This is a genomic window from Pseudomonas sp. Irchel 3H7 (assembly GCF_900187605.1).
In the GTDB taxonomy this organism is placed as follows: domain Bacteria; phylum Pseudomonadota; class Gammaproteobacteria; order Pseudomonadales; family Pseudomonadaceae; genus Aquipseudomonas.
In genome coordinates this window covers 56968-78239 of the sequence record NZ_FYEA01000009.1, presented here as the reverse complement: position 1 = coordinate 78239, position 21272 = coordinate 56968, and the positions used below count along the sequence as shown (strand labels likewise).

Annotated in this window: 20 protein-coding genes; 18 read left to right on the top strand and 2 right to left on the bottom strand. The window is 61.1% G+C overall.

From position 1 onward, the window contains the following. Positions 1-29: 29 nt before the first annotated feature. Together mscK and selO are read left to right on the top strand one after the other, a co-directional pair. Positions 30-3383 carry a mechanosensitive channel MscK gene (gene mscK, locus CKW38_RS18075; RefSeq protein WP_095113455.1) on the top strand — a complete coding sequence of 1118 codons (3354 nt, stop codon included), beginning with the start codon at positions 30-32 and terminating at the stop codon, positions 3381-3383. 48 nt (positions 3384-3431) lie between these two features. Further along, a complete protein-coding gene (gene selO / locus CKW38_RS18070) occupies positions 3432-4892 on the top strand; it encodes a protein adenylyltransferase SelO (protein ID WP_095113454.1) in 1461 nt (486 codons plus the stop codon). A 7-nt stretch (positions 4893-4899) separates the two neighbouring features. Here selO and CKW38_RS18065 read toward each other — a convergent pair whose 3' ends face one another. Further along, the gene (locus CKW38_RS18065; protein WP_176472349.1) at positions 4900-5292 is read right to left on the bottom strand and encodes a type II toxin-antitoxin system HigA family antitoxin; all 393 of its coding nucleotides are present in this window, start codon (positions 5290-5292) and stop codon (positions 4900-4902) included. A 317-nt stretch (positions 5293-5609) separates the two neighbouring features. On the opposite strand from CKW38_RS18065, the gene trxC reads away from it, so the two are divergent. Next, the gene (gene trxC, locus CKW38_RS18060; protein WP_095113452.1) at positions 5610-6044 is read left to right on the top strand and encodes a thioredoxin TrxC; all 435 of its coding nucleotides are present in this window, start codon (positions 5610-5612) and stop codon (positions 6042-6044) included. 127 nt (positions 6045-6171) lie between these two features. Here trxC and CKW38_RS18055 read toward each other — a convergent pair whose 3' ends face one another. Beyond that, positions 6172-6942, bottom strand: a complete 771-nt coding sequence (locus tag CKW38_RS18055; protein WP_095113451.1) for a ParA family protein — start codon at positions 6940-6942, stop codon at positions 6172-6174. A gap of 356 nt (positions 6943-7298) precedes the next feature. Here CKW38_RS18055 and CKW38_RS18050 point away from each other — a divergent pair, with 356 nt between their 5' ends. The 15 genes from CKW38_RS18050 to CKW38_RS17980 are packed head-to-tail and all read left to right on the top strand — an operon-like array spanning position 7299 to position 21251. After that, positions 7299-8024, top strand: coding sequence for a beta-ketoacyl synthase chain length factor (locus CKW38_RS18050; protein WP_007909510.1), 726 nt, complete (start codon positions 7299-7301; stop codon positions 8022-8024). Further along, on the top strand, positions 8000-8809 hold the full coding sequence (locus CKW38_RS18045) for a 1-acyl-sn-glycerol-3-phosphate acyltransferase (protein WP_007909508.1): 810 nt from the start codon (positions 8000-8002) through the stop codon (positions 8807-8809). Before CKW38_RS18050 ends, CKW38_RS18045 begins: the two co-directional genes overlap by 25 nt. Beyond that, positions 8790-9050 carry a phosphopantetheine-binding protein gene (locus CKW38_RS18040; protein WP_007909506.1) on the top strand — a complete coding sequence of 87 codons (261 nt, stop codon included), beginning with the start codon at positions 8790-8792 and terminating at the stop codon, positions 9048-9050. The genes CKW38_RS18045 and CKW38_RS18040 overlap by 20 nt, the downstream gene beginning before the upstream one ends. A 9-nt stretch (positions 9051-9059) precedes the next feature. Then, positions 9060-9314 (top strand): acyl carrier protein, encoded by a 255-nt coding sequence (locus CKW38_RS18035; protein ID WP_007909503.1) that lies wholly within the window; start codon positions 9060-9062, stop codon positions 9312-9314. Continuing rightward, entirely contained in the window at positions 9311-9856 is a 546-nt protein-coding gene (locus CKW38_RS18030; protein ID WP_007909501.1) for a hypothetical protein, read from the top strand. Before CKW38_RS18035 ends, CKW38_RS18030 begins: the two co-directional genes overlap by 4 nt. After that, on the top strand, positions 9853-11532 hold the full coding sequence (locus CKW38_RS18025; RefSeq protein WP_095113450.1) for an acyl-CoA synthetase family protein: 1680 nt from the start codon (positions 9853-9855) through the stop codon (positions 11530-11532). The genes CKW38_RS18030 and CKW38_RS18025 overlap by 4 nt, the downstream gene beginning before the upstream one ends. 59 nt (positions 11533-11591) lie before the next feature. Beyond that, positions 11592-12326 carry a glycosyltransferase family 2 protein gene (locus CKW38_RS18020; RefSeq protein WP_007909487.1) on the top strand — a complete coding sequence of 245 codons (735 nt, stop codon included), beginning with the start codon at positions 11592-11594 and terminating at the stop codon, positions 12324-12326. After that, on the top strand, positions 12323-13270 hold the full coding sequence (locus tag CKW38_RS18015; protein WP_095113449.1) for a glycosyl transferase: 948 nt from the start codon (positions 12323-12325) through the stop codon (positions 13268-13270). The genes CKW38_RS18020 and CKW38_RS18015 overlap by 4 nt, the downstream gene beginning before the upstream one ends. Further along, positions 13251-14795 carry a histidine ammonia-lyase gene (gene hutH / locus CKW38_RS18010; protein WP_077570462.1) on the top strand — a complete coding sequence of 515 codons (1545 nt, stop codon included), beginning with the start codon at positions 13251-13253 and terminating at the stop codon, positions 14793-14795. The genes CKW38_RS18015 and hutH overlap by 20 nt, the downstream gene beginning before the upstream one ends. Next, on the top strand, positions 14788-15213 hold the full coding sequence (locus CKW38_RS18005; RefSeq protein WP_007909482.1) for a thioesterase family protein: 426 nt from the start codon (positions 14788-14790) through the stop codon (positions 15211-15213). The genes hutH and CKW38_RS18005 overlap by 8 nt, the downstream gene beginning before the upstream one ends. After that, complete coding sequence (locus CKW38_RS18000) at positions 15210-15812, top strand: outer membrane lipoprotein carrier protein LolA (RefSeq protein WP_095113448.1); 603 nt, start codon at positions 15210-15212, stop codon at positions 15810-15812. The genes CKW38_RS18005 and CKW38_RS18000 overlap by 4 nt, the downstream gene beginning before the upstream one ends. Then, positions 15796-18135 carry an MMPL family transporter gene (locus tag CKW38_RS17995; RefSeq protein WP_007909478.1) on the top strand — a complete coding sequence of 780 codons (2340 nt, stop codon included), beginning with the start codon at positions 15796-15798 and terminating at the stop codon, positions 18133-18135. The genes CKW38_RS18000 and CKW38_RS17995 overlap by 17 nt, the downstream gene beginning before the upstream one ends. Continuing rightward, the gene (locus tag CKW38_RS17990) at positions 18132-19295 is read left to right on the top strand and encodes a sodium:proton antiporter (protein WP_095113447.1); all 1164 of its coding nucleotides are present in this window, start codon (positions 18132-18134) and stop codon (positions 19293-19295) included. The genes CKW38_RS17995 and CKW38_RS17990 overlap by 4 nt, the downstream gene beginning before the upstream one ends. Then, positions 19282-20529: an NAD(P)/FAD-dependent oxidoreductase gene (locus tag CKW38_RS17985; protein ID WP_095113446.1), complete on the top strand. Its 1248-nt coding sequence runs from the start codon at positions 19282-19284 to the stop codon at positions 20527-20529. Before CKW38_RS17990 ends, CKW38_RS17985 begins: the two co-directional genes overlap by 14 nt. Then, the gene (locus CKW38_RS17980) at positions 20526-21251 is read left to right on the top strand and encodes a class I SAM-dependent methyltransferase (protein ID WP_095113445.1); all 726 of its coding nucleotides are present in this window, start codon (positions 20526-20528) and stop codon (positions 21249-21251) included. Before CKW38_RS17985 ends, CKW38_RS17980 begins: the two co-directional genes overlap by 4 nt. The last annotated feature ends 21 nt before the right edge of the window (positions 21252-21272 follow it).

Genomic DNA, 21272 nt, shown 5'->3' with positions numbered 1-21272 from the left:
GTCCACTCTCACTTGCTTGACCGGTCTCTATGCCTACCCTGCGCTCCTTTTTCGCCGCGGCCCTGCTGGGCCTGAGTCTCACTGTCGGCCCGCTGTACGCCGCCGAACCACCGTCCAGCGACGCCGTGCAGGCCAGTCTCGACAAGCTGGCCGACAGCAAACTGCCAGATGCCGATAAAAAGGCCCTGCAAACCACCTTGCAGAGCACGCTGACTCAACTGAACAATCAGCGTGATTACGCACAAAAGCTGATCGACCTCAAACAGCAGCTAGCCACGGCGCCGAAGCAGACGATCGAAAACACTCGCGAACTGACGCGCCTAAAGGCCACGGCGGTCGTGCCGGTGGCACAGCGTTTTCCCAAGGAGTCGATCCAACAGCTGGAGCAGATCCTGACGGATCGCTCGACCCAGCAAAGCGATCTGCAAAAAGCGCTGGCCGACGCCAACAGTCTGATCATCACTGCCCAGACCCGTCCCGAGCGCGCCCAGGCGGAAATTTCCGCCAGCCAGACGCGCATCCAGCAGATCAACAACATCCTCAAGTCCGGCAAGGACGCCGGCAAGACCGTCAGCAGCGAGCAACGTGATCAGTTGAACGCGGAACTCGCAGCGCTGAACGCGCTGATCCCTTTACGCCGCCAGGAGCTGGCCGGCAACAGCCAGTTGCAGGATCTGGGCAACGCCCAGCATGACCTGCTCTCGGAGAAATCCGACCGCCTCGACCGCGAGATCCAGGAACTGCAGACGCTGATCAATCAGAAACGTCTGGCGCAGTCGCAGGAAACCGTGACCCAGCAGTCGATCGAAGCGCAAAAGGCCGGCAGCAGCAGCTTGCTCGCCACTGAGAGCTCAGCCAACCTCAAGCTCTCCGACTATCTGCTCAAAAGCACCGACCGCCTCAACGAAGTCACCCAGCAGAACCTGCAGACCAAGCAGCAACTCGACTCCCTGACCCAGAGCGATGCGGCCCTCGATGAGCAGATCAACGTGCTCAAGGGCAGCCTGTTGCTGTCGAAGATTCTCTACAAACAGAAACAAGCCCTGCCACGACTCAAGGTCGATCGTGATCTGGCGGATCAGATCGCCGACATTCGCCTGTATCAGTTCGACGTCAGCCAGCAGCGTGAACTGTTGAGCAATCCGGCGTCCTATGTCGACAGCCTGCTGGCCACTCAGCCGCCGGAACAAGTCACCCCGCAGTTGCGTAAAAGCCTGCTGGATCTGGCCAACACCCGCGTCGATCTGCTGGAGCGCCTGAACCGCGAATTGAGCTCGATGCTCAACGAATCGATCACCCTGCAACTCAACCAGAAACAACTGCTGAGCACCGCGCAGAGCCTGCGTGCGACCCTCGATGAGCAAATGTTCTGGATTCCCAGCAACAAGCCGCTGGATCTGGAGTGGATGCGGGGTGTACCGGAGCGGTTGAAACGTCAGGTTGACACACTGCCGTGGGCCTCCAGCCTGAGCGAGCTGACCGACGGCCTGACCCAGCGACCACTGCTGTTTCTGCCTCTGGCATTGCTGATCGGCGCACTGCTGTGGCGCCGCAAAAGTCTCTACGGTCGCCTGAACAAGGTTCACCAGGACATCGGCCATTTCAAACGCGACAGCCAGTGGCACACACCGCAGGCCATTCTGATCAATATTCTGCTGGCGATGCCGGTGGCGCTGGGCCTCGCCTTGTGCGGACTGGCCTTGCAGATCGACGCGCGCGGCCAGAACGCCAACATGGGCGCAGCGCTCCTGCAGATGGGTCAGGCGTGGCTGGTGTTCTACACCGCCTATCGAATCCTTGCGCCCGGCGGTGTGGCCGAATTGCACTTTCGCTGGGAAAAACCCCAGGTCGAATTCCTTCAGGGCTGGGTACGCCGGCTCGGGCTGGTGGTCATGGCGCTGGTGGCCGTAGTGGCGGTCGCCGAATTGCAACCGGCGGCGCTCGCCGACGATGTACTCGGCATGCCAGTGGTGCTGACCTGCTACGCGTTGATGGCATGGCTGCTCAGTCGCTTGCTGATCAGCAGCCCGGCCCACGAAAACGCCTCGCTGTTCCGCAAAGCCGTCGGCGTGATGTTCACCCTGCTGCCGATCGCGCTTTTTGTCGCTGTATGTTTCGGCTACTACTACACCGCCCTGAAACTCAGTGACCGACTGATCAACACCCTGTACCTGCTGATGTTCTGGCTGGTGATCGAAGCCACCTTCGTCCGTGGCCTGAGCGTTGCAGCGCGGCGCCTGGCCTACCAGCGCGCCCTGGCTAAACGTCAGGCGGCGAAAGAAGCCGGCGACGGCGAAGCGGTGATCGAAGAGCCAACGCTGGATATCGAAAAGGTCAACGAACAGTCCTTGCGCCTGATCCGCCTGGCCCTGCTCGGCGGCTTCATCGCCGCGCTGTACTGGGTCTGGTCGGACCTGATCTCGGTGTTCTCGTACCTCGACAACATCACCCTCTACGAATACACCAGCGGCACCGGCGCCAACATGAGCATGGTGCCGATCAGCATCGGCGACATGCTTGGTGCGCTGATCATCATCGGCATCACCTTTGCTCTGGCGCGCAACTTGCCGGGCCTGCTCGAAGTGTTCGTGCTGTCCAAGCTCAATCTCGCGCAGGGCAGTGCCTATGCGACCACGACGCTGCTGTCGTATGTGATTGCCGGCGTTGGCTTCGTCTCGACCCTGTCGACGCTGGGCGTGAGTTGGGACAAGTTGCAATGGCTGGTGGCGGCGCTGTCGGTCGGCCTCGGTTTCGGCATGCAGGAGATTTTTGCAAACTTCATCTCCGGCATCATGATCCTCTTCGAACGCCCGGTGCGGATCGGTGACACCATCACCATCGGCAACCTCTCAGGCACGGTAAGCAAGATCCGCATCCGCGCCACGACCATCACCGACTTCGACCGCAAGGACATCATTGTCCCGAACAAGACGTTCATCACCGGGCAACTGATCAACTGGTCGCTGACCGACACCATCACCCGCGTCACGCTGAAACTCGGCGTCGACTACGGCTCCGATCTCGATCTGGTCAAGGAACTGCTGCTCAAGGCTGCCCGCGAGAACCCGCGCGTGCTCAAGGAACCCGAGCCGCATGTGTACTTCCTCAACTTCGGTGAAAGCACCCTCGACCACGAGTTGCGCATGCACGTGCGCGACCTCGGTGACCGCAACCCGGTGCTCGATGAGGTCAACCGCTTTATCAACCGCGAGTTCAAGAAGCAGCACATCAACATCTCATTCCGCCAGATGGAGGTTTATCTGAAGAACCTGCACGGACAGGAATACAAGATGGTGCCGATCGAGCCGGAAACGAAAACCATCGTGCCGATTGCCGACGATCAGAAACCGTTGCAAGAGCCGCCGCCGGCCAAACTCGACTAACCGGTCTAATCCCAGCAGAATGCTCGGACATTCTGCTGGAGCCGGCCCTTGAAAGCCCTCGACGAACTGACCTTCGACAATCGCTTCGCCCGCCTGGGCGATGCGTTCTCCGCCCACGTGCTGCCCGAGCCGATCGACAATCCGCGTCTGGTCGTGGCGAGCCCGGCGGCCCTGGCATTGCTCGATCTCGATCCGACGACCGCCGAAACCAACGAATTTGCCGAACTGTTTGGCGGCCACAAGCTATGGGCCGATGCCGAGCCGCGGGCGATGATCTATTCCGGGCATCAGTTCGGCGGTTACACGCCACAACTCGGCGATGGTCGCGGGCTGCTGCTCGGGGAGGTCTACAACACTGCCGGCGAGCATTGGGATTTGCACCTGAAGGGTGCCGGGCAGACGCCGTTTTCGCGCATGGGCGATGGCCGTGCGGTGCTGCGTTCGTCGATCCGCGAGTTCCTTGCCTCCGAAGCCTTGTTCGCGTTGAACATTCCTTCGTCGCGCGCGGCGTGCGTGATCGGTTCCGACACCCCGGTCTGGCGCGAAAAGCAGGAACGCGCAGCGATGGTCCTGCGTCTGGCGCCGAGCCACATCCGCTTCGGCCACTTCGAATACTTCTATTACACCAAGCGCCCCGAGCAGCAGAAGCAGCTCGGCGAACATGTGTTGGCGATGCACTTCCCCGAATGCCGGGAACAACCTGAACCGTATCTGGCGATGTTCCGCGAAATCGTCGAACGCAACGCCGAACTGATTGCCAAATGGCAGGCCTACGGTTTCTGCCACGGCGTGATGAACACCGACAACATGTCGATCCTCGGCATCACTTTCGACTTCGGGCCGTTCGCCTTCCTCGACGATTTCGACGCCAACTTCATCTGCAACCATTCCGATGATCAGGGCCGCTACTCGTTCAGCAATCAGGTGCCGGTAGGCCAGTGGAACCTAAGTGCATTGGCTCAAGCGTTGACGCCGTTCATCAGCGTCGAAGCCCTGCGTGAAACCCTCGGCTTGTACCTGCCATTGTTCCAGGCGCACTACCTCGACCTGATGCGCCGCCGCTTCGGTTTCACCACGGCCGAAGACGATGACCAGAAGCTGCTGGAAGACCTGCTGCAACTGATGCAGAACAGCGGCGTCGACTACACGCTGTTCTTCCGCCGTCTCGGTGAAGAATCCGAACAGGCCGTTTCCCGCCTACGTGATGACTTCGTCGACATCAAGGGTTTCGACGCCTGGGGCGAACGCTACGTCGCCCGGGTTGCCCGCGATGGCGACGCCGATCAAGAGCAGCGCCGAGCGCGGATGCATGCAGTCAATCCGCTGTACATTCTGCGCAATTATCTGGCGCAAAAGGCTATCGATGCGGCTGAGCAAGGGGATTACTCAGAAGTACGCCGGCTGCATGGGGTGCTGAGCAAGCCGTTTGAAGAGCAGCCGGGGATGGAGGGTTATGCCGAGCGACCGCCGGAGTGGGGCAAGCATTTGGAGATCAGTTGTTCTTCCTGAACCAACATCAGGTAAACACATCGATTGGCACATTGAAGCGCTCTGCCAACCAACGAATCTGGCGCAAGTTAAGCTTGCGCTTGCCGTTCAAAATCTCCGACACAACCGACTGAGTACCAACACCCGGCAAGTCGCTCTGAGTCAGGCCGTGTTCACGCATCATGTAACCGAGAACCTCTTCGCCACTTGCCTGGGCCATGGGGTGATGGGTGTGATCCAATTCTTCGATCCAGTCACCGATGATGTCGACCAGGCTCATCAACGGGTGCGACTCATCATCGCCGGTAATTTCCAGCAGTTCGTCGACTGCCAATACCAAAGCATCGTAGTCGTCTTCGTTTTCTGGCCGATGCAGCGAGCGAGGAAACAAAACCGGGTTTTGGTCCGCGCCGGAATCAATCCAAACATTCTCAAATCCAACAGAGCTCCCGGCGAGAGAAAAAACCGTTTGGGCATTTAAGAATTTTAGATATTCAGAGCCCTTCAAAAGCTCCGAGAGTGGAAGGCGTTTAACTGTCTTGGCGGTCATAGGAATGGTATTTCGCTCAGGTCTGCACAAGATGACCGATTAGATAAAATACAGATAGTCAGCCTCCGCGCAGACGTGCGTAGGCCCTTTCCTCAACTGAGGAAGGTAATGACCTACAGATCAATTCCTTGATAATCGCGACTTTGCCTCCAGATCAGTCTCATAGACTTCCTGCCTGAGAGCCCATCATGTCCGAACCACTCCTCATCCCCTGCCCCTCCTGCAACGGCCTCAACCGCATCCCCGCCGAGCGCCTTGCGGACCAGCCCAAGTGCGGACGCTGCAAATCCGCTGTGCTGCTGAACAAACCCTTCGATCTCAAGCAAGGCGATTACGCCAGTCAGATCAAGGGTGATCTGCCGTTGCTGGTAGATGTCTGGGCGGAATGGTGTGGGCCGTGCAAGTCGTTTGCGCCGGTGTTCGAGCAGGCGGCAGCGCAGTTGGCGGGCAAGTGCCGCTTGGCCAAGCTTGATAGCGAGGCCCATCAGCAGTTGTCGGCGCAGTTGGGGATTCGCTCGATTCCGAGTTTGATTCTGTTCAAGAACGGCAAGGAAGTGGCGCGGCAGAGTGGCGCATTTCCGTTGCCGCAGTTGATGGCGTGGCTGCGTAGCCAAGGGATCTGACACACCGTCAAACAATGTAGGAGTGAGCCTGCTCGCGATAGCGTCCTGTCAGCCAACACTTGAGTGACTGAAAGGAAGCTATCGCGAGCAGGCTCACTCCTACAGGGGATCTGCGTAGCTCAAGAGATCAGTGATCTTCGAGCAGATTGTGCAGTTCGACGAATTGCTGGGTCAGCTTGTGCCGGGGATCGAGGTGGATCAGCGGCATGCTGGCCTGGTGTGATTCGCGCATGCGCACCGAACTGGTCAGATACACCGGCAGTACCGGCAAACCTTCGGCAATCAGCTCATCGAGAATCTGCTGCGGCAGGCTGGCCCGGGCCTGGAACTGGTTGACCACGATGCCTTCGACTTCCAGACCTTCGTTGTGGTCTTCCTTCAACTCTTCGATTTCCGCGATCAGGCCGTACAGAGCCTGACGGGAGAAGCTGTCGCAATCAAAAGGAATCAACACGCGATCAGCGGCAATCAGCGCCGATACCGCGTAGAAATTCAGCGCTGGCGGCGTATCGAGGTAAATCCGGTCGTAATCCTCGGACAACTCGTCGAGCAACTTACGCAGCTTGTTGATCTTGTGCTTGGCCTCAAGCTTGGGCTGCAGGTCGGCCAATTCGGCAGTCGCAGTGATGATGTGCAGGTTGTCGAACGGGGTTTCGTAGATGTCCGCCTGATTCTTCTTCGAGAACGGGCCGGAAGACAGGGTCTGTTTGAAGAAGTCGGCAATACCCATCGGGATGTCGTCGCCGGTGAGCCCGGTCAGATACTGAGTGGAGTTGGCCTGGGCATCGAGATCGACCAACAGCGTGCGATAACCCTCGCTGGCGCTGACCGCCGCCAGATTGCAGGCAATGCTCGACTTGCCTACGCCACCTTTCTGATTGAACACCACGCGCCGCATGACCAAACCTCCGTGTATCAAAGAATGACCGAGTGTAGATGTGCGCGACGTTGCTTCGCTACCTTCATGGACGCGGACTACAGAGTCAGGAGCAAAAATCCACGGACAGCTAAGGTAAAAACCGCCATTGATCGCCGAGATACCCGACAGACAAGCCGCCGACAACCTGGATAATGGCCAAGTGACAGTTTTCTTGCGAACCATTCGGTACATTTCATTGCGCAAAATGTAACCAGCATTTGCTACACACTCCTCTCACCGGGATAATGCGCGCCACTCGGCGCCCTGCGCCACGTCAAGCCTGCCGCGGCTTGGGCGACTCAATGCGTCAACAAAAGCCCGCAGGGGCGGGATGAATGTCCGTGATCAACTTCAACATCGCCCAATGGCGCGCGTGGGCCCCAGGCCTCGACGGCGTGGACGCCTGGCAGGCCTGGAGCCGACAACCGGTCGTGCTCCAGCGCAGTGATGCCGCGCCCGATGTGTCGTTTTTGCCGGCCATGCAGCGCCGTCGCCTCAGCCGACTGGCACGCATGGCGTTCAGCGTTGGCTGGCCCCTCGCCGACGGACGGGAGAATCTGCCGCTGGTGTTTGTTTCGCGTCACGGCGAAACCCCGCGTACCTACGAGATCCTCAGCGATCTGGCCAACGAACAGCCGCTGTCACCGACGCAGTTCAGCCTGTCGGTGCACAACGCGATCATCGGCCTGTGGTCGATCATGCGCGGTGAAACCAGCGAAATGACCGCCCTCGCTGCTGCTGGCGACGGCCTTGAGCACGGCATGCTGGAAGCCGCTGCCCTGCTCAACGAAGGCGCTCCGGCAGTGCTGCTGGTGATCACCGAAGAACAACCGCCCGAAGCCTATTCGGCGTGGATCGATGATGTGCCGTTTCCCTACGCACTCGGTCTTTTGCTCACCCCCGGTACCGACTGGCGGCTGACCCTGAACAGCGCCACAGAAACACGGTCAAAAGCGCACTGGCCTCACGCGCTTAATCTGTTGCGCACCCTGCTCGGCCAGCAACCCCTTTGCCAACATGCCTGGAAAAATCGTGTATGGACCTGGCAACGCAACCCGTGACCGAAAAAAACCGCGATGCCTATTACTGGCGCCTGCTGGCCACCGCCGCAAGCTTTGCCCTGTTCGGGCTAGGCGGGCTGTGCCTGCGTGTGCTGGTGTTTCCGTTGTTGGGTTGCCTGCCCGGTGACGCCGTCTCGCATCGCCAACGTGCGAGGGAGACCGTCAGTCGGCTGTTCTGGTTCTTCGTGCGGTTCATGGCCCGCACCGGCGTGCTGACCTATGACATTCAGGGCGCCGAACGTCTCGGCCGCCCCGGGCAGATGATCATTGCCAACCATCCTTCGCTGATCGACGTGGTGTTCCTGATCGGTCTGGTGCGCCAGGCCAATTGCGTGGTGAAGAAAAGCCTGTGGGAAAACCCTTTCACCCGTGGCCCGTTGCGCAGCACTGAATACATCAGCAACGACGGCAGCATGGACATGCTCGATGCGGCCGCCCAATCCTTGCAAAACGGCCAGACCCTGATCATTTTCCCGGAAGGCACGCGCACCCAGCCGGGGCAGGCGCCAGCCTTCCATCGGGGCGCTGCGGCAATTGCCCTGCGCGGTGCGAAAATCCTCACGCCGGTGGTCATCAAGGTCAGCCCGACCACACTGACCAAAGCCGAACCCTGGTATCGGATCCCCCGCCGCCGCGTGCACTTCAGTTTTCGCGTCGGGGCCGATATAGACCCACAGACTTTCGCCGCGCAGGGACCCGCACCGCAAGCCTCGCGCAAGCTCAACGATTATTTGCACACCTATTTCATTAAGGAGCTCGCCGAAGATGAGCGATCTGCACCGTGACATCAAACTGCTGATCATCGATGCCCTCGGCCTCGAAGACATCAGCGTCGACGACATTGGCGACGAGCAGACGCTGTTCGGCGAAGGCCTCGGCCTGGATTCCGTCGACGCGCTGGAACTGGGCCTGGCCATCCAGAAGAAATACGGCATCAAGATCGACGCCGACGCCAAAGACACCCGTAACCATTTCACCAACGTGGCCAGCCTTGCGGCGTTCGTCACGGCAAAACAGGCAGCTTGAGACCGGACCATGCAAACTCGTGACGATATTTTCAACACCCTGCGCGATGCCTTGGTCGAGCTGTTCGAACTGGATCCTGCCCGTGTGAGCCTGGAGTCCAATCTGTATCAGGATCTGGAAATCGACAGCATCGACGCGGTCGATCTGATCGATCACATCAAGCGCCAGACCGGCAAGAAAATTGCCGCCGAAGAATTCAAATCGGTACGCACGGTCGGTGACGTGGTCGAGGCGGTCTACCGTCTGGTTCAACCGGCCGCATGAGCCGACTGATCGGCCTCGGCCTGCTGCTGGCCGGTCTGCTGTATCCCTTTGCGGTGTATTTCGGCATGGAGCATTTTGCTCCGTGGCAGTTCGGCCTGCTGTTGGGCAGTCTCTGGCTGGCACGGGCGCTGACCGGCGAGCGCAAGCCCGGCAGCCTGTGGATGGCTGGCGTGGCCATTGTGTTCTGCCTGCTGCTGGCGCTGTTCGACAGCCCGCTGTTGCTGCGCTGGTATCCGGTGCTGATCAGCGGTTTCATGCTGGTGCTGTTCAGCCTGAGCCTGAAATTCGGTCCGCCGATGGTCGAGCGCCTGGCGCGCTTGCGTGAGCCAGAGTTGCCGGACATTGCGATTCGCTATACGAGAAAGGTCACGGTGGCCTGGAGCGTGTTTTTCTTCTGCAACGGTTTGTGCGCCGCCCTCCTGACCCTGTGGGCGCCGCTGAATTGGTGGATGTTGTACACCGGCCTGATCTCCTATGGATTGATCGGCCTGATGTTTGCCATTGAATGGCTGATACGACAACGGGTAAGAGGCCGCACATGAATTGGATAAAACTTGAGCAGCTGTTGCTCAAGCCTGTGCCGGCGCGGGCCATCAGCCACGCACCGGCCCTCGATCACGCGCACCTGTGCGAACAGGCGCTGAGCATTGCCGCCGGTCTGCAAGCGCAGGGCGTGAAGCGCCTGGCTGTGCATCTTGAGGACGCCGCCGAACTGGCCATCGCTTTGCTGGGCGCATGGCGTGCCGGCGTCAGTGTGCTGCTGCCCTCGGACCTGCAAGCGCAAACCCGCCAGCGTTGGTCCGCTGACGTCGATCTGTGGCTGACGGATCATGCCGATGACGCGCAACTGAGCGACTTTAATCAGCCGCCATTGCCCGGCGCCGAACTGGATCTCGACCAGTGCCGTCTGAGCCTTTGCACGTCCGGCTCCAGCGGCGAGCCCAAGCGCATCGACAAGACCCTGTGCCAACTGGCCAACGAAGTTGAGGCGTTGGAGCAACTGTGGGGCACGGACCTCGGTGAGGCCTGCATCATCGGCAGCGTCGCCACCCAACACATCTACGGTTTGCTGTTTCGCGTGCTGTGGCCGCTGTGCGCCGGGCGCGCTTTTGTGCGACAGCAACTGGCCTTCCCGGAAGATATGCAGCGCGCCAGCCGCGAATACCCGGCCTTCGCCTGGGTCGCCAGCCCGGCGCTGCTCAAACGCATGGGCGACAACCTCGACTGGCCAGCCCTCAGCGCCGTGCGTCGGGTGTTTTCCTCCGGTGGGGCGTTGCCGCTTGAGGCCGCGCAGAGTCTGCAACAGCGCTTGCAGCAGTGGCCGACGGAAATTCTCGGCAGCTCGGAAACCGGCGGCATTGCCTGGCGTCAGGGTGAACAACTGTGGCAACCGTTCGCCGGTGTCGAACTGAGCCAGGATAACGACGGCGCTCTACTGATCGCTTCACCTTACCTGCCTGCCGGACACGTCGAGCACACCGCTGATGCAGCGCGCATCGCCGCCGATGGTCGTTTCGAACTGTTGGGGCGGTTGGACCGGATCGTCAAACTCGAAGAAAAACGCATTTCTCTGCCCATGCTCGAACAAGCGCTGGTGACCCATGACTGGGTCGCAGAAGCACGTCTCGGCGTGGTGCAGGAAAATCGCGCCTCCCTCGGTGCACTGCTGGTGCTTAGCGAGGCCGGCCTGTTTGCCTTGCGGGAACACGGCCGCCGCAACCTGACCGAAACCCTGCGCCAGCATTTGCGCCAACACTGCGAAGCGCTGGCTTTGCCGCGACGCTGGCGGCTGGTGCGGCAATTGCCGTTGAACAGCCAAGGCAAGCTGCCGCAGGTCGATATCGAAGCGCTGTTGATGGCGCCGCGACCGAAAGCGCCCGAGGTGCTGGAACAAGTCGAAAGCGCTGGCGAGTGGAGCCTGCAACTGAGCGTGCCACCGGACCTTGCCTACTTCAGCGGCCACTTCCCCAAGGCGCCGGTATTGCCCGGCGTGGTGCAGGTGGAATGGGCGTTGAACCTGGGTCGCCAATTGCTCAACCTGACCGGCCCGTTTGCCGGTATGGAAGTGCTGAAATTCCAGCAATTGGTGCGGCCCGGAGATGAAATTCAGCTGCATCTGCGGTTTGATCTGGAGCGCGGCAAGTTGTATTTCGCTTATCGCAATGACACGGCGACCTGCTCCAGTGGGCGGATCCTTTTGGGTGCAGAGCATGGTTGACCTTCGTGAGTGCTGCGCACTCAATCGCGAGCAGGCTCGCTCCCACAGGAATCACCGGCATGCATAATCCTTGTGCAGTGATCCCGGTTTATAACCACGAAACCGCGATCGGCACCGTGGTCGACGCCCTGCTCGCGCAAGGCTTGCCGTGCATTCTGGTGGATGACGCCAGCACCCAGTCCTGTGCCAAGGTGCTCGACGGTTTGGCGGAACGCGACAACGTGCACCTGGTGCGCCTGACCGCCAATCAGGGCAAGGGTGGCGCGGTCATGACCGGTTTGCGCGAAGCCTCGCTATTGGGTTTCAGCCATGCGCTGCAGGTCGATGCCGACGGTCAGCACGACTTGCACGATGTTGCCCGTTTCGTCGACGAGTCCCGCGCACATCCCGAGGCGATGATCTGCGGTTATCCGCTGTTCGACGAGAGTGTGCCGAAAGGCCGTTTGTATGCGCGCTATCTGACCCACGTCATGGTCTGGATCAACACGCTGTCGCTGCAGATCCGCGATTCGATGTGCGGTTTTCGCGTCTATCCGCTGGCCCCGACGCTGGCGGTGATCGACTCGGCAAAAGTCGGTAAGCGCATGGATTTCGACTCAGACATTCTCGTGCGCCTGTCGTGGCGCAATCAGCCGATGCGCTGGCTGCAAACCAGCGTGCACTACCCGCTGGACGGTGTGTCGCACTTCCGCTTGTTCCACGACAACGCGCTGATTTCCAGCATGCACACACGGCTGTTTCTCGGCATGTTGCTGCGCTTCCCGGTGATCCTCTGGCGGCGGTGGCGAACATGACCGGCGAAGCCGACAAAAAGCACTGGGCTGACCGCGAAGAGCGCGGCAGCTTCCTGCTGATGAAATTCACCGCGTTCGCCGCCAAGGTCTTGGGGCGACGCCTGCTCAGCCCGTTGCTGTACGGCATCGTCCTGTACTTTTTCCTGTTTGGCCGCACCGCGCGACACAGCGCCTGGCAATACCAGCGGCGCCTGGCCGCATGGAGTCAGCGCGACGCGTTGCGCCCTACTCATTGGCGGGTGTTCGGTCAGTTCATGGCGTTCGCCGATTCGATGCTCGACAAGCTCGACGTATGGAACGGCAAACTGCGTATCGAACAAATCGAAATCATCGACCCGGCGCTACTGCGCAATCAGTTGCGCGGCAGTCGCGGGCAACTGCTGGTCGGCGCGCACCTGGGCAATCTGGAAGTGTGCCGCGCACTGGCGGAGATCGGCGAAAAGGTCACCATGAACGTGCTGGTGCACACCAAGCACGCCGAGCAATTCAACCGCCTGCTCGGTGAAGCCGGGGCGACCAATCTGCGCCTGATTCAGGTCAGCGAACTCGACCCGGTAATCATGCTGCAACTGCACGAACGGCTGGAGCGCGGCGAGTGGCTGGCGATTGCCGGCGACCGCGTGCCGCTGCATGGCGGGCGCAGCGTCACCGTGGACTTTCTCGGCCATCCGGCGCCGTTCCCGCAAGGGCCGTGGCTGCTCGCCGGTCTGCTGAAATGCCCGGTCAACCTGCTGATGTGCCTCAAGCAACCGGACGGTCACTATCGCCTGACCCTCGAGCCCTTCGCCGACGCCGTGGTATGGAAGCGCAGCGAGCGCGAGCAGGTCATTCATCAGTGGGCCACCCGCTATGCGCAGCGCCTGAGTCACTATTGCCTCGAAGCGCCGCAACAATGGTTCAACTTTTACCCTTTCTGGAAGACCGATGACCACGCCAACCCATGAGCCGGTAACCTTCGGCGAACGCCCTTTGCGCATCGAAGACGTGCTGGCCTTGGCCAACCGTCAGGCACCCGTGCAGTTGCAGAGCGACGCCGACTATCGCGAACGCATCGCCAAGGGCGCGCGGTTCCTCGATTCGCTGCTGGACAAGGAAGGCGTGATCTACGGCGTCACCACCGGTTACGGCGATTCCTGCGTGGTCGCGGTGCCGTTGCATCACGTCGAAGCGTTGCCGCGTCACCTCTACACCTTCCACGGCTGCGGGTTAGGCAAACTGCTCGATGCCCAAGCCACACGCGCGGTGCTCGCGGCACGGTTGCAGTCGCTGTGTCACGGCGTCTCCGGGGTGCGTGTGGAACTGCTGGAGCGTCTGCACGCGTTTCTCGAATACGACATCCTCCCACTGATTCCCGAAGAAGGTTCGGTCGGCGCCAGCGGCGATCTGACGCCGCTGTCCTACGTTGCCGCAACACTGTCCGGCGAGCGTGAAGTGATGTTCCGTGGCGAGCGCCGTCAGGCGGCCGATGTGCATCGCGAACTGGGCTGGACACCTTTGGTGCTGCGCCCGAAAGAAGCGCTGGCATTGATGAACGGCACTGCGGTGATGACCGGTCTTGCCTGCCTCGCTTTCGCCCGCGCCGACTATCTGCTGCAACTGGCCACGCGCATCACCGCGCTCAACGTGGTCGCGCTGCAAGGCAACCCGGAGCACTTTGACGAGCGCCTGTTCGCCGCCAAACCGCATCCGGGGCAAATGCAGGTCGCCGCATGGCTGCGCAAGGATCTGGCGATCGACGCGCCGACCGCGCCGCTGCATCGATTGCAGGATCGCTATTCGCTGCGTTGCGCCCCGCATGTGCTCGGGGTGTTGGCCGACAGCCTGAACTGGCTGCGTTCGTTCATCGAAACAGAACTGAACAGCGCCAACGATAACCCGATCATCGACGCCGAAGCCGAGCGCGTGTTGCACGGTGGGCACTTCTACGGCGGGCATATCGCGTTCGCCATGGACAGCCTGAAAAACCTCGTGGCCAACGTTGCTGACCTGCTGGACCGGCAACTCGCCTTGCTGGTCGACGAGCGCTACAACCACGGTCTGCCGAGCAACCTCTCCGGCGCCCCAGCGGATCGGGCGATGATCAACCACGGCTTCAAAGCCGTGCAGATCGGCACCAGCGCCTGGACCGCCGAAGCGCTGAAAAACACCATGCCCGCCAGCGTCTTCTCGCGCTCCACCGAGTGTCACAACCAAGACAAAGTGAGCATGGGAACCATCGCCGCCCGCGATGCGATCCGCGTGCTGGAGCTGACCGAACAGGTCGCCGCCGCCACCCTGCTCGCCGCCAATCAAGGCGTGTGGCTGCGCGCTCAGGCCGAAGACGCGCGACCGTTGCCGCCGTCGCTGGCGGCGATGCACGAGGAACTGGCCAAGGACTTCCCGCCAGTCATCGAAGACCGCGCACTGGAAGGCGAATTGCGCCTGTGCCTGCAACGCATTGCCGCGCAACACTGGAGGCTGCATGCGTAGCGCCGGAGTGCTTCACGCCGATACTGAAATCCTCGTGCCGTTTTTCGACGTCGACACCATGCACGTGGTTTGGCATGGCCATTACGTCAAATACCTCGAAGTGGCGCGTTGCGCGCTGCTGGACAAGATCGGCCACAACTACACGCAGATGGTCGAGTCGGGTTACGCCTGGCCAATCATCGACCTGCAACTGCGCTATGTGCGCGGCGCGGTGTTTGGTCAGCGCCTGAATGTACGCGCCAGCCTGGTTGAGTGGGAGAACCGTCTGAAGATCAATTATCTGATCACTGACCTGCACAGCGGCGAACGCCTGACCCGCGCCAGCTCGGTGCAAGTCGCCGTCGAAGTCAGCAGTCGCGAGATGCAGCTGGCCTCACCGAAGGTCTTCACCGACGCCGTAGAAAGGATGCTGCGATGAATGTTTGGGTTAAAAGCCTGAGCGTATTGGCGCTGCTGACGCTGTCAGCGCTGGCCAATGCTTTCGACCTGCAACAACTGAGCGAACAACTGGCGAAGCCGGACGTGATCCACGGCCAGTTCATTCAGGAAAAACACCTGCGCGCCCTGCCCCAGCCGCTGATCAGCAAGGGCAGCTTCGTTCTGGCAAAAAACCACGGCCTGCTCTGGTTGCTGAAAACCCCGCTGCAGCAGGACTACCGCATCAGCGCCAAAGGCATCGCCCGGCGTGATGGCAATGGCTGGCAGTTGCTGCCGAACAAGAGCGCCGGTGCCGAGCAGAACCGCTTGTTTCTCGCCGTGCTGCAAGGCGACAGCAGTGGCCTGCAACGCGACTTCGAACTGGCGCTGAGCGGCGATGCACAGCAGTGGAAACTCACGCTGACCCCGCGCTCGCTGCTGCTCAAGCAGGTGTTCAACCAGATCAACATCGACGGCGGCGCGCTGGTGCAGACCATCGAATTGCTGGAAACCCAAGGCGACAGCACCGTGCTGCGCATGCAGGACAGCAACGCCAGCCAACCGTTGAGCGACGCGGAGCAACATGACTTTGCCGAGTGAACGCAGGCTGCCCTGGCTGTTTCTGATCCTGCTGCTGGCCGTTGTCGCGCTGGCCGGTTGGCAATGGCGCGACGGCGCGCCGCTGTCGGCCAATCTGATGGAGCTGGTGCCCGGCACCCACCCCGACGCCCTCGAACAGCGCGCCGAGCAGCGCATGCAGGAACCGCTAAACCGAGAAATGCTGGTGCTGGTCGGCCATGCCGATCGTCAACAAGCCGTGACTATGGCGCAGACGTTGGGCGAGCAATGGCAGGCCAGCGGGTTGTTCGAAAAGGTGCAGTGGAACCTGCAAGCAGACCTGCCAGCGCTGCGCACACAACTGCTGCAAGGGCGACTGGCGATGCTCTCGGCGGATGACCGGCAATTGCTGATCGAACACCCCGACGCCTTCATTCAGCAACGCGTACAAGCCCTGTTCGACCCGTTCAGCGGTTTCAGTCTGGTGCCGAGTCAGGATGACTGGCTTGGCCTGACCGGGCGCATTCAGAACAGCCAGCCGCAGCACGGTGCAGTGCAACTGGACATCGGCAGCGGCGCGCTGATCGCCGATGCCGACGGCAAGAGCTGGGTGCTGCTGCGGGCACGCACCACCGGCAACGCGTTCGACATGAACCTGCCGCTGCAAGTAGCCGCGCTGCTGCAACATAGCCGTGAACAGGCGGCGAAATCCGACGTGCAACTGCTCGCCGCCAGCGGTTTGCTGTACGCGGCCAACGGTCAGCAGCAAGCCACTCGCGAAATGACCTGGGTCGGCGGCGGTGCCACGATCGGTATTCTGTTGCTGCTGTTGCTCGCTTTCCGTCGCTGGCGCGTGCTGCTGGCGTTCGTGCCGGTGCTGGTCGGCATGTTGTTCGGGGCGGTGGCTTGTGTCGCGCTGTTCGGCCATATGCATGTGATGACATTGGTGCTCGGCTCCAGCCTGATCGGCGTGGCCGTGGATTATCCGCTGCACTATCTGTCGAAGAGCTGGAGCCTGAAGCCGTGGCGCAGTTGGCCGGCGTTGCGCCTGACGCTGTCCGGGCTGACCCTGAGCCTGATCACCAGCGCCATCGGCTATCTCGCGCTGGCGTGGACGCCGTTCCCGGCGCTGACGCAAATCGCGGTGTTCTCCGCCGCCGGCTTGCTCGGTGCCTATCTGTCGGCGGTGTGCCTGTTGCCGGCGTTGCTGAAAAACGTCGAACTGCGCCCCGCGCAATGGCCGCTGCATCTGGCCGAGCGCATGGTTGCGCTGCGCGAAAAACTCCTCGAACGCGTACGCACGCCGGTGTTGCTGGCGTTGCTGCTCGCCTTCTGTGTGGGCGGTCTGGTGCAGTTGCAAAGCAAGAATGACATTCGCCAGTGGGTCGGCGCGCCGCAACGCCTGACCGACGAAGCGCAGACCATCGCGCGCATCACCGGCTATCAGCCGACCAGCCAGTTTTTCCTCGTACGCGCCGACAATCAGCAGCAATTGCTCGAACGTCAGGCCGCGTTGAGCGAACGTCTGGAGCAACTGGTCAACCTCGACAAGCTGCAAGGCTATCTGGCCCTCGATCAACTGGTGAGCCCGCCGAACCAGCAAGAGCAAGTGCGCCAGGCGCTGAACAAACTGCCGCAATACTGGCAGCCACTGCTCGACCTCGGCGTGCCGCTCGCCGCGTTGCAAACCGAACTACAGCAATTGCAGACCGTGCCTGCCGAGGACATCGACGCGGCATTGGCCGGCCCGCTCGGCGAGCCTTATCGCACGCTCTGGCTCGGTCCGACGGAAGACGGCGTAGCGGCAATGACCAGCCTGCAAGGCTTGAATAACCCGGCGCTGCTGCGGGTACAGGCACTCGATTTGCCAGGGGTGGTGTTGGTCGATCGCCTCGGGGAATTGAACGAAGTTTTTGCCGCGACGCAAATCAGCGCTGCCGAACTGAAACTCGCCTCCTGCGCGCTGATCGTGCTGGTGCTGATGCTGCCGTTCGGTCTCGGCGGCGCGCTGCGCATCGTCGCTCTGCCGTTGCTCGCCGCTTTATGCAGTCTGGCCAGCCTTGGCTGGCTCGGTCAGCCGCTGACCCTGTTCAGCCTGTTCGGCCTGTTGCTGGTGACGGCCATCAGCGTCGACTACGCGATTCTTATGCGCGAGCAAGTCGGTGGTGCGGCGGTGAGTTTGCTCGGCACCTTGCTGGCGGCTGTGACGACGTGGCTGTCGTTTGGTTTGCTGGCGGTTTCCAGCACGCCGGCGGTGAGCAACTTCGGTCTGTCGGTGAGCCTCGGTCTGGCGTTCAGCTTCATGCTGGCACCGTGGGCCGGGCGCCACGAACACACGGCAGCCGTCGCGGAGCCAGCGGCATGATGGTCGTCGTTTTCTGGCTGCTGGCCATGGCGCTGTTCGCCGTGGCCACTCGTATTGGCCGCCATTTCGGCCTGATCCCGATTGTCAGCCAGTTGCTGCTGGCGAGCTTCGGCTTGCCGCTGCTGATGTACTTCTGGATCGAACCGGGCTGGCAGCTCAGTGGCGCCGAACTGATCGCGCCAGACTGGCTGAAAAACCTCTACAGCCTGAGTTTTGCCCTGCTGCTCGGACACATTCTCAGTGATGTGATCGATCTGAAACTGGATCGGCAGAGCGTGAAAATCGCCGTGCCGAGTTTCCTCGTGCCGTTCGCCTGTGGTCTTGCCGCTGCGTATTGGCTGCTGCCGACGCAACCGTGGCTCAACTCGCTGGCCATCGGTCTGGTGTTCGCGATTACCGCGATCCCGGTGCTGTACCTGTATCTGCGCCACATCGAATATCCGCCGGCCGCCACTCGCCGATTGGTGCAGACCGCGATCCTCATTGATCTGACCTGCTGGACATTGTTCGGGCTCGCCCAAGGCAGTCTGCACCTGAGCAGTCTGTTGTTGCCGCTGGGCCTGGCCTGTGTGCCGTTGTTGTTGCGCGTCATCGGCGTACGCCGACCACTGACCTACAGCATCGGTTTCTTCGCGTTGCTGGTGATGGCCGAGCATTACAAACTCAACGCGCTGATCTTCGGCATTGGCTATTTGCTGTGCATGGCCGCGCTGAAAGTGCCGCTGGTGCTGCCGTTGCCGGCGCGCTGGATGAACCGTTTGCAGACGTGGCTGGCGATCCCGCTGATTCTGACGTTCGGCATCGTCCAGATCGACGTGCACAGTGCCCTCGCCAGCCTTGGTCCGCTGCAATGGGCGGCGCTGCTGCTGTTGCCGATTGCCAGTAAACTGCTTGGCAACTGGCTCGGCCTCGGCTGGGCCGGCGCTTCGTTCGAAGGCGCCAGCCGTTGGCGCGAAAGCGTGCTGCTGAACATTCGCGGCCTGAGCGAAATCGTCTTTCTCAATTTGCTCTTGCAACAACAACTCATCACCCCGGCGCTGTACTTCGCGCTGATGCTGATGGGCCTGATCGCGACGCTGCTACCGGCCCTTATCGGCCTGCATCGCGCGCCGCTGGATATCAAATCCCACCTGCCCCGGAGTTCACGTGCCAATCGTTGAAATGGAATCCCGTCAGGTCGTGATCATCGGTGCCGGCCCGTCCGGCGCCATCGCCGCTGCGCTGCTCAAGCGCAAGGGCCACGATGTACTGGTGATCGAGCGCCAGCATTTTCCGCGCTTTTCGATCGGCGAAAGCCTGCTCAGCCATTGCCTGGATTTCGTCGAAGAGGCGGGCATGCTCGACGCCGTCAACGCCGCCGGTTTCCAGCGCAAGACCGGCGCCGCATTCGCCTGGGGCGAGCGTTACAGCGCCTTCGATTTCGGTGACACCTTTACCGGCGGCAAACCGACCACGTTTCAGGTGCAACGCGCCGATTTCGACAAACTGCTGGCCGATCAAGCGGCGCTGCAAGGCGCGGAAATCCGCTACGGCGATGCCATCGTCAGCGTCGATTTCGAACGGGCGAAACCGCAACTGCATGTGCGCCGCGAAGACAGCAGTGAATACCGCCTCGAAGCGGATTTCGTCCTCGATGCCAGTGGTTACGGCCGCGTGCTGTCACGTCTGCTGGACCTGGAAGCACCGTCTAATTTCCCGGTGCGTCAGGCGGTGTTCACCCACGTTGAAGATCACATCGACAACCCGGCATTCGACCGCGAGAAAATCCTCGTCACCACGCATCCGGAACATCGCGATGTCTGGTTCTGGACGATCCCGTTCAGCAACGGACGCTGCTCGGTGGGTGTGGTCGCGGCGCAAGAGCATTTCAAGGGCCGCGACAGCGATCTGGATGCCTGCCTGCGCAGCTTCATCGCCGAAACCCCAAGCCTTGCCGGCGTACTCGACAAGGCCGTGTGGGACACCCCGGCGCGCACCCTCGGCGGCTACGCGGCCAATGTGAAAACCCTGCACGGTCCGGGTTTCGCGCTGCTCGGCAACGCGGCGGAATTTCTCGACCCGGTGTTCTCCTCCGGCGTGACCATCGCCATGCGTTCGGCGAGCATGGCGGCAGCGGTTTTGCACCGTCAGTTGCAGGGCGAAACCGTCGACTGGCAAAGCGAATTCGCCGCGCCGCTCAAGCGCGGCGTCGACACCTTCCGCTGCTACGTCGAGGGCTGGTATGCCGGCACGTTTCAAGACGTGATTTTTTATGAAGACAGTCAGGCGGAAATCCGTCGGATGATTTGCTCGATCCTCGCCGGCTACGCCTGGGATGAGCGCAACCCGTTCGTCAGCGAAGCGCGCCGTCGCTTGAAGATGATTTCCGAACTTTGTGCAAAGGACGCCACATGAACTACTTGAGCGATAGCTACGTTGAGGAGACCCGCTTCGGTGTCTGGTTCCTGCGCAGCCACACCTGGCAGCACCATGTGTTGCGGGTGGCGATCAATGATTTGCGTGGTTTGTTCAGTGAAGCGCTGCCGGAACATCCGGTGTTGCTGGACGCTGGTTGCGGACAGGGCAAGTCGTTCGGTCATCTGCGCCAGACCTTCGCGCCACAGCGTTTGATCGGTGTTGACGCCGATCCGCACAGCCTGGAGTTGAGCGCTGAAGAAGCGACGCGTCTGGGCCTCGATGTAGAGCTGATCGGCAGTGACTGCGCGACGCTCAATGTGCCGGACGCCAGCGTTGATCTGCTGTTCTGCCACCAGACCTTTCATCATCTGGTCGAGCAGGAAAAGGCTTTGGCCGAGTTTTACCGGGTGCTGAAACCGGGTGGCTATCTGCTGTTCGCCGAGTCCACCGAGGCTTACATTGATACTTGGGTGATCCGCTGGTTGTTCCGCCATCCGATGCACGTGCAAAAGAGTGCGGCGCAGTATCTGCAGATGATTCGCGGGCAGGGTTTCGAGTTTGCCGAGAAGAATGTCTCGTACCCGTATCTGTGGTGGAGCCGGTCGAAGGATTTTGGCTTGCTGGAACGGTTTGGCTTACGCAAACCGAAACCGTTTGGGCAGCGTGAGGAAACGCTGGTCAACGTGGTAGCGCGCAAGCCGCTGCAAGGTACTTTCTGATGCACAGCTATCGACCTGCAC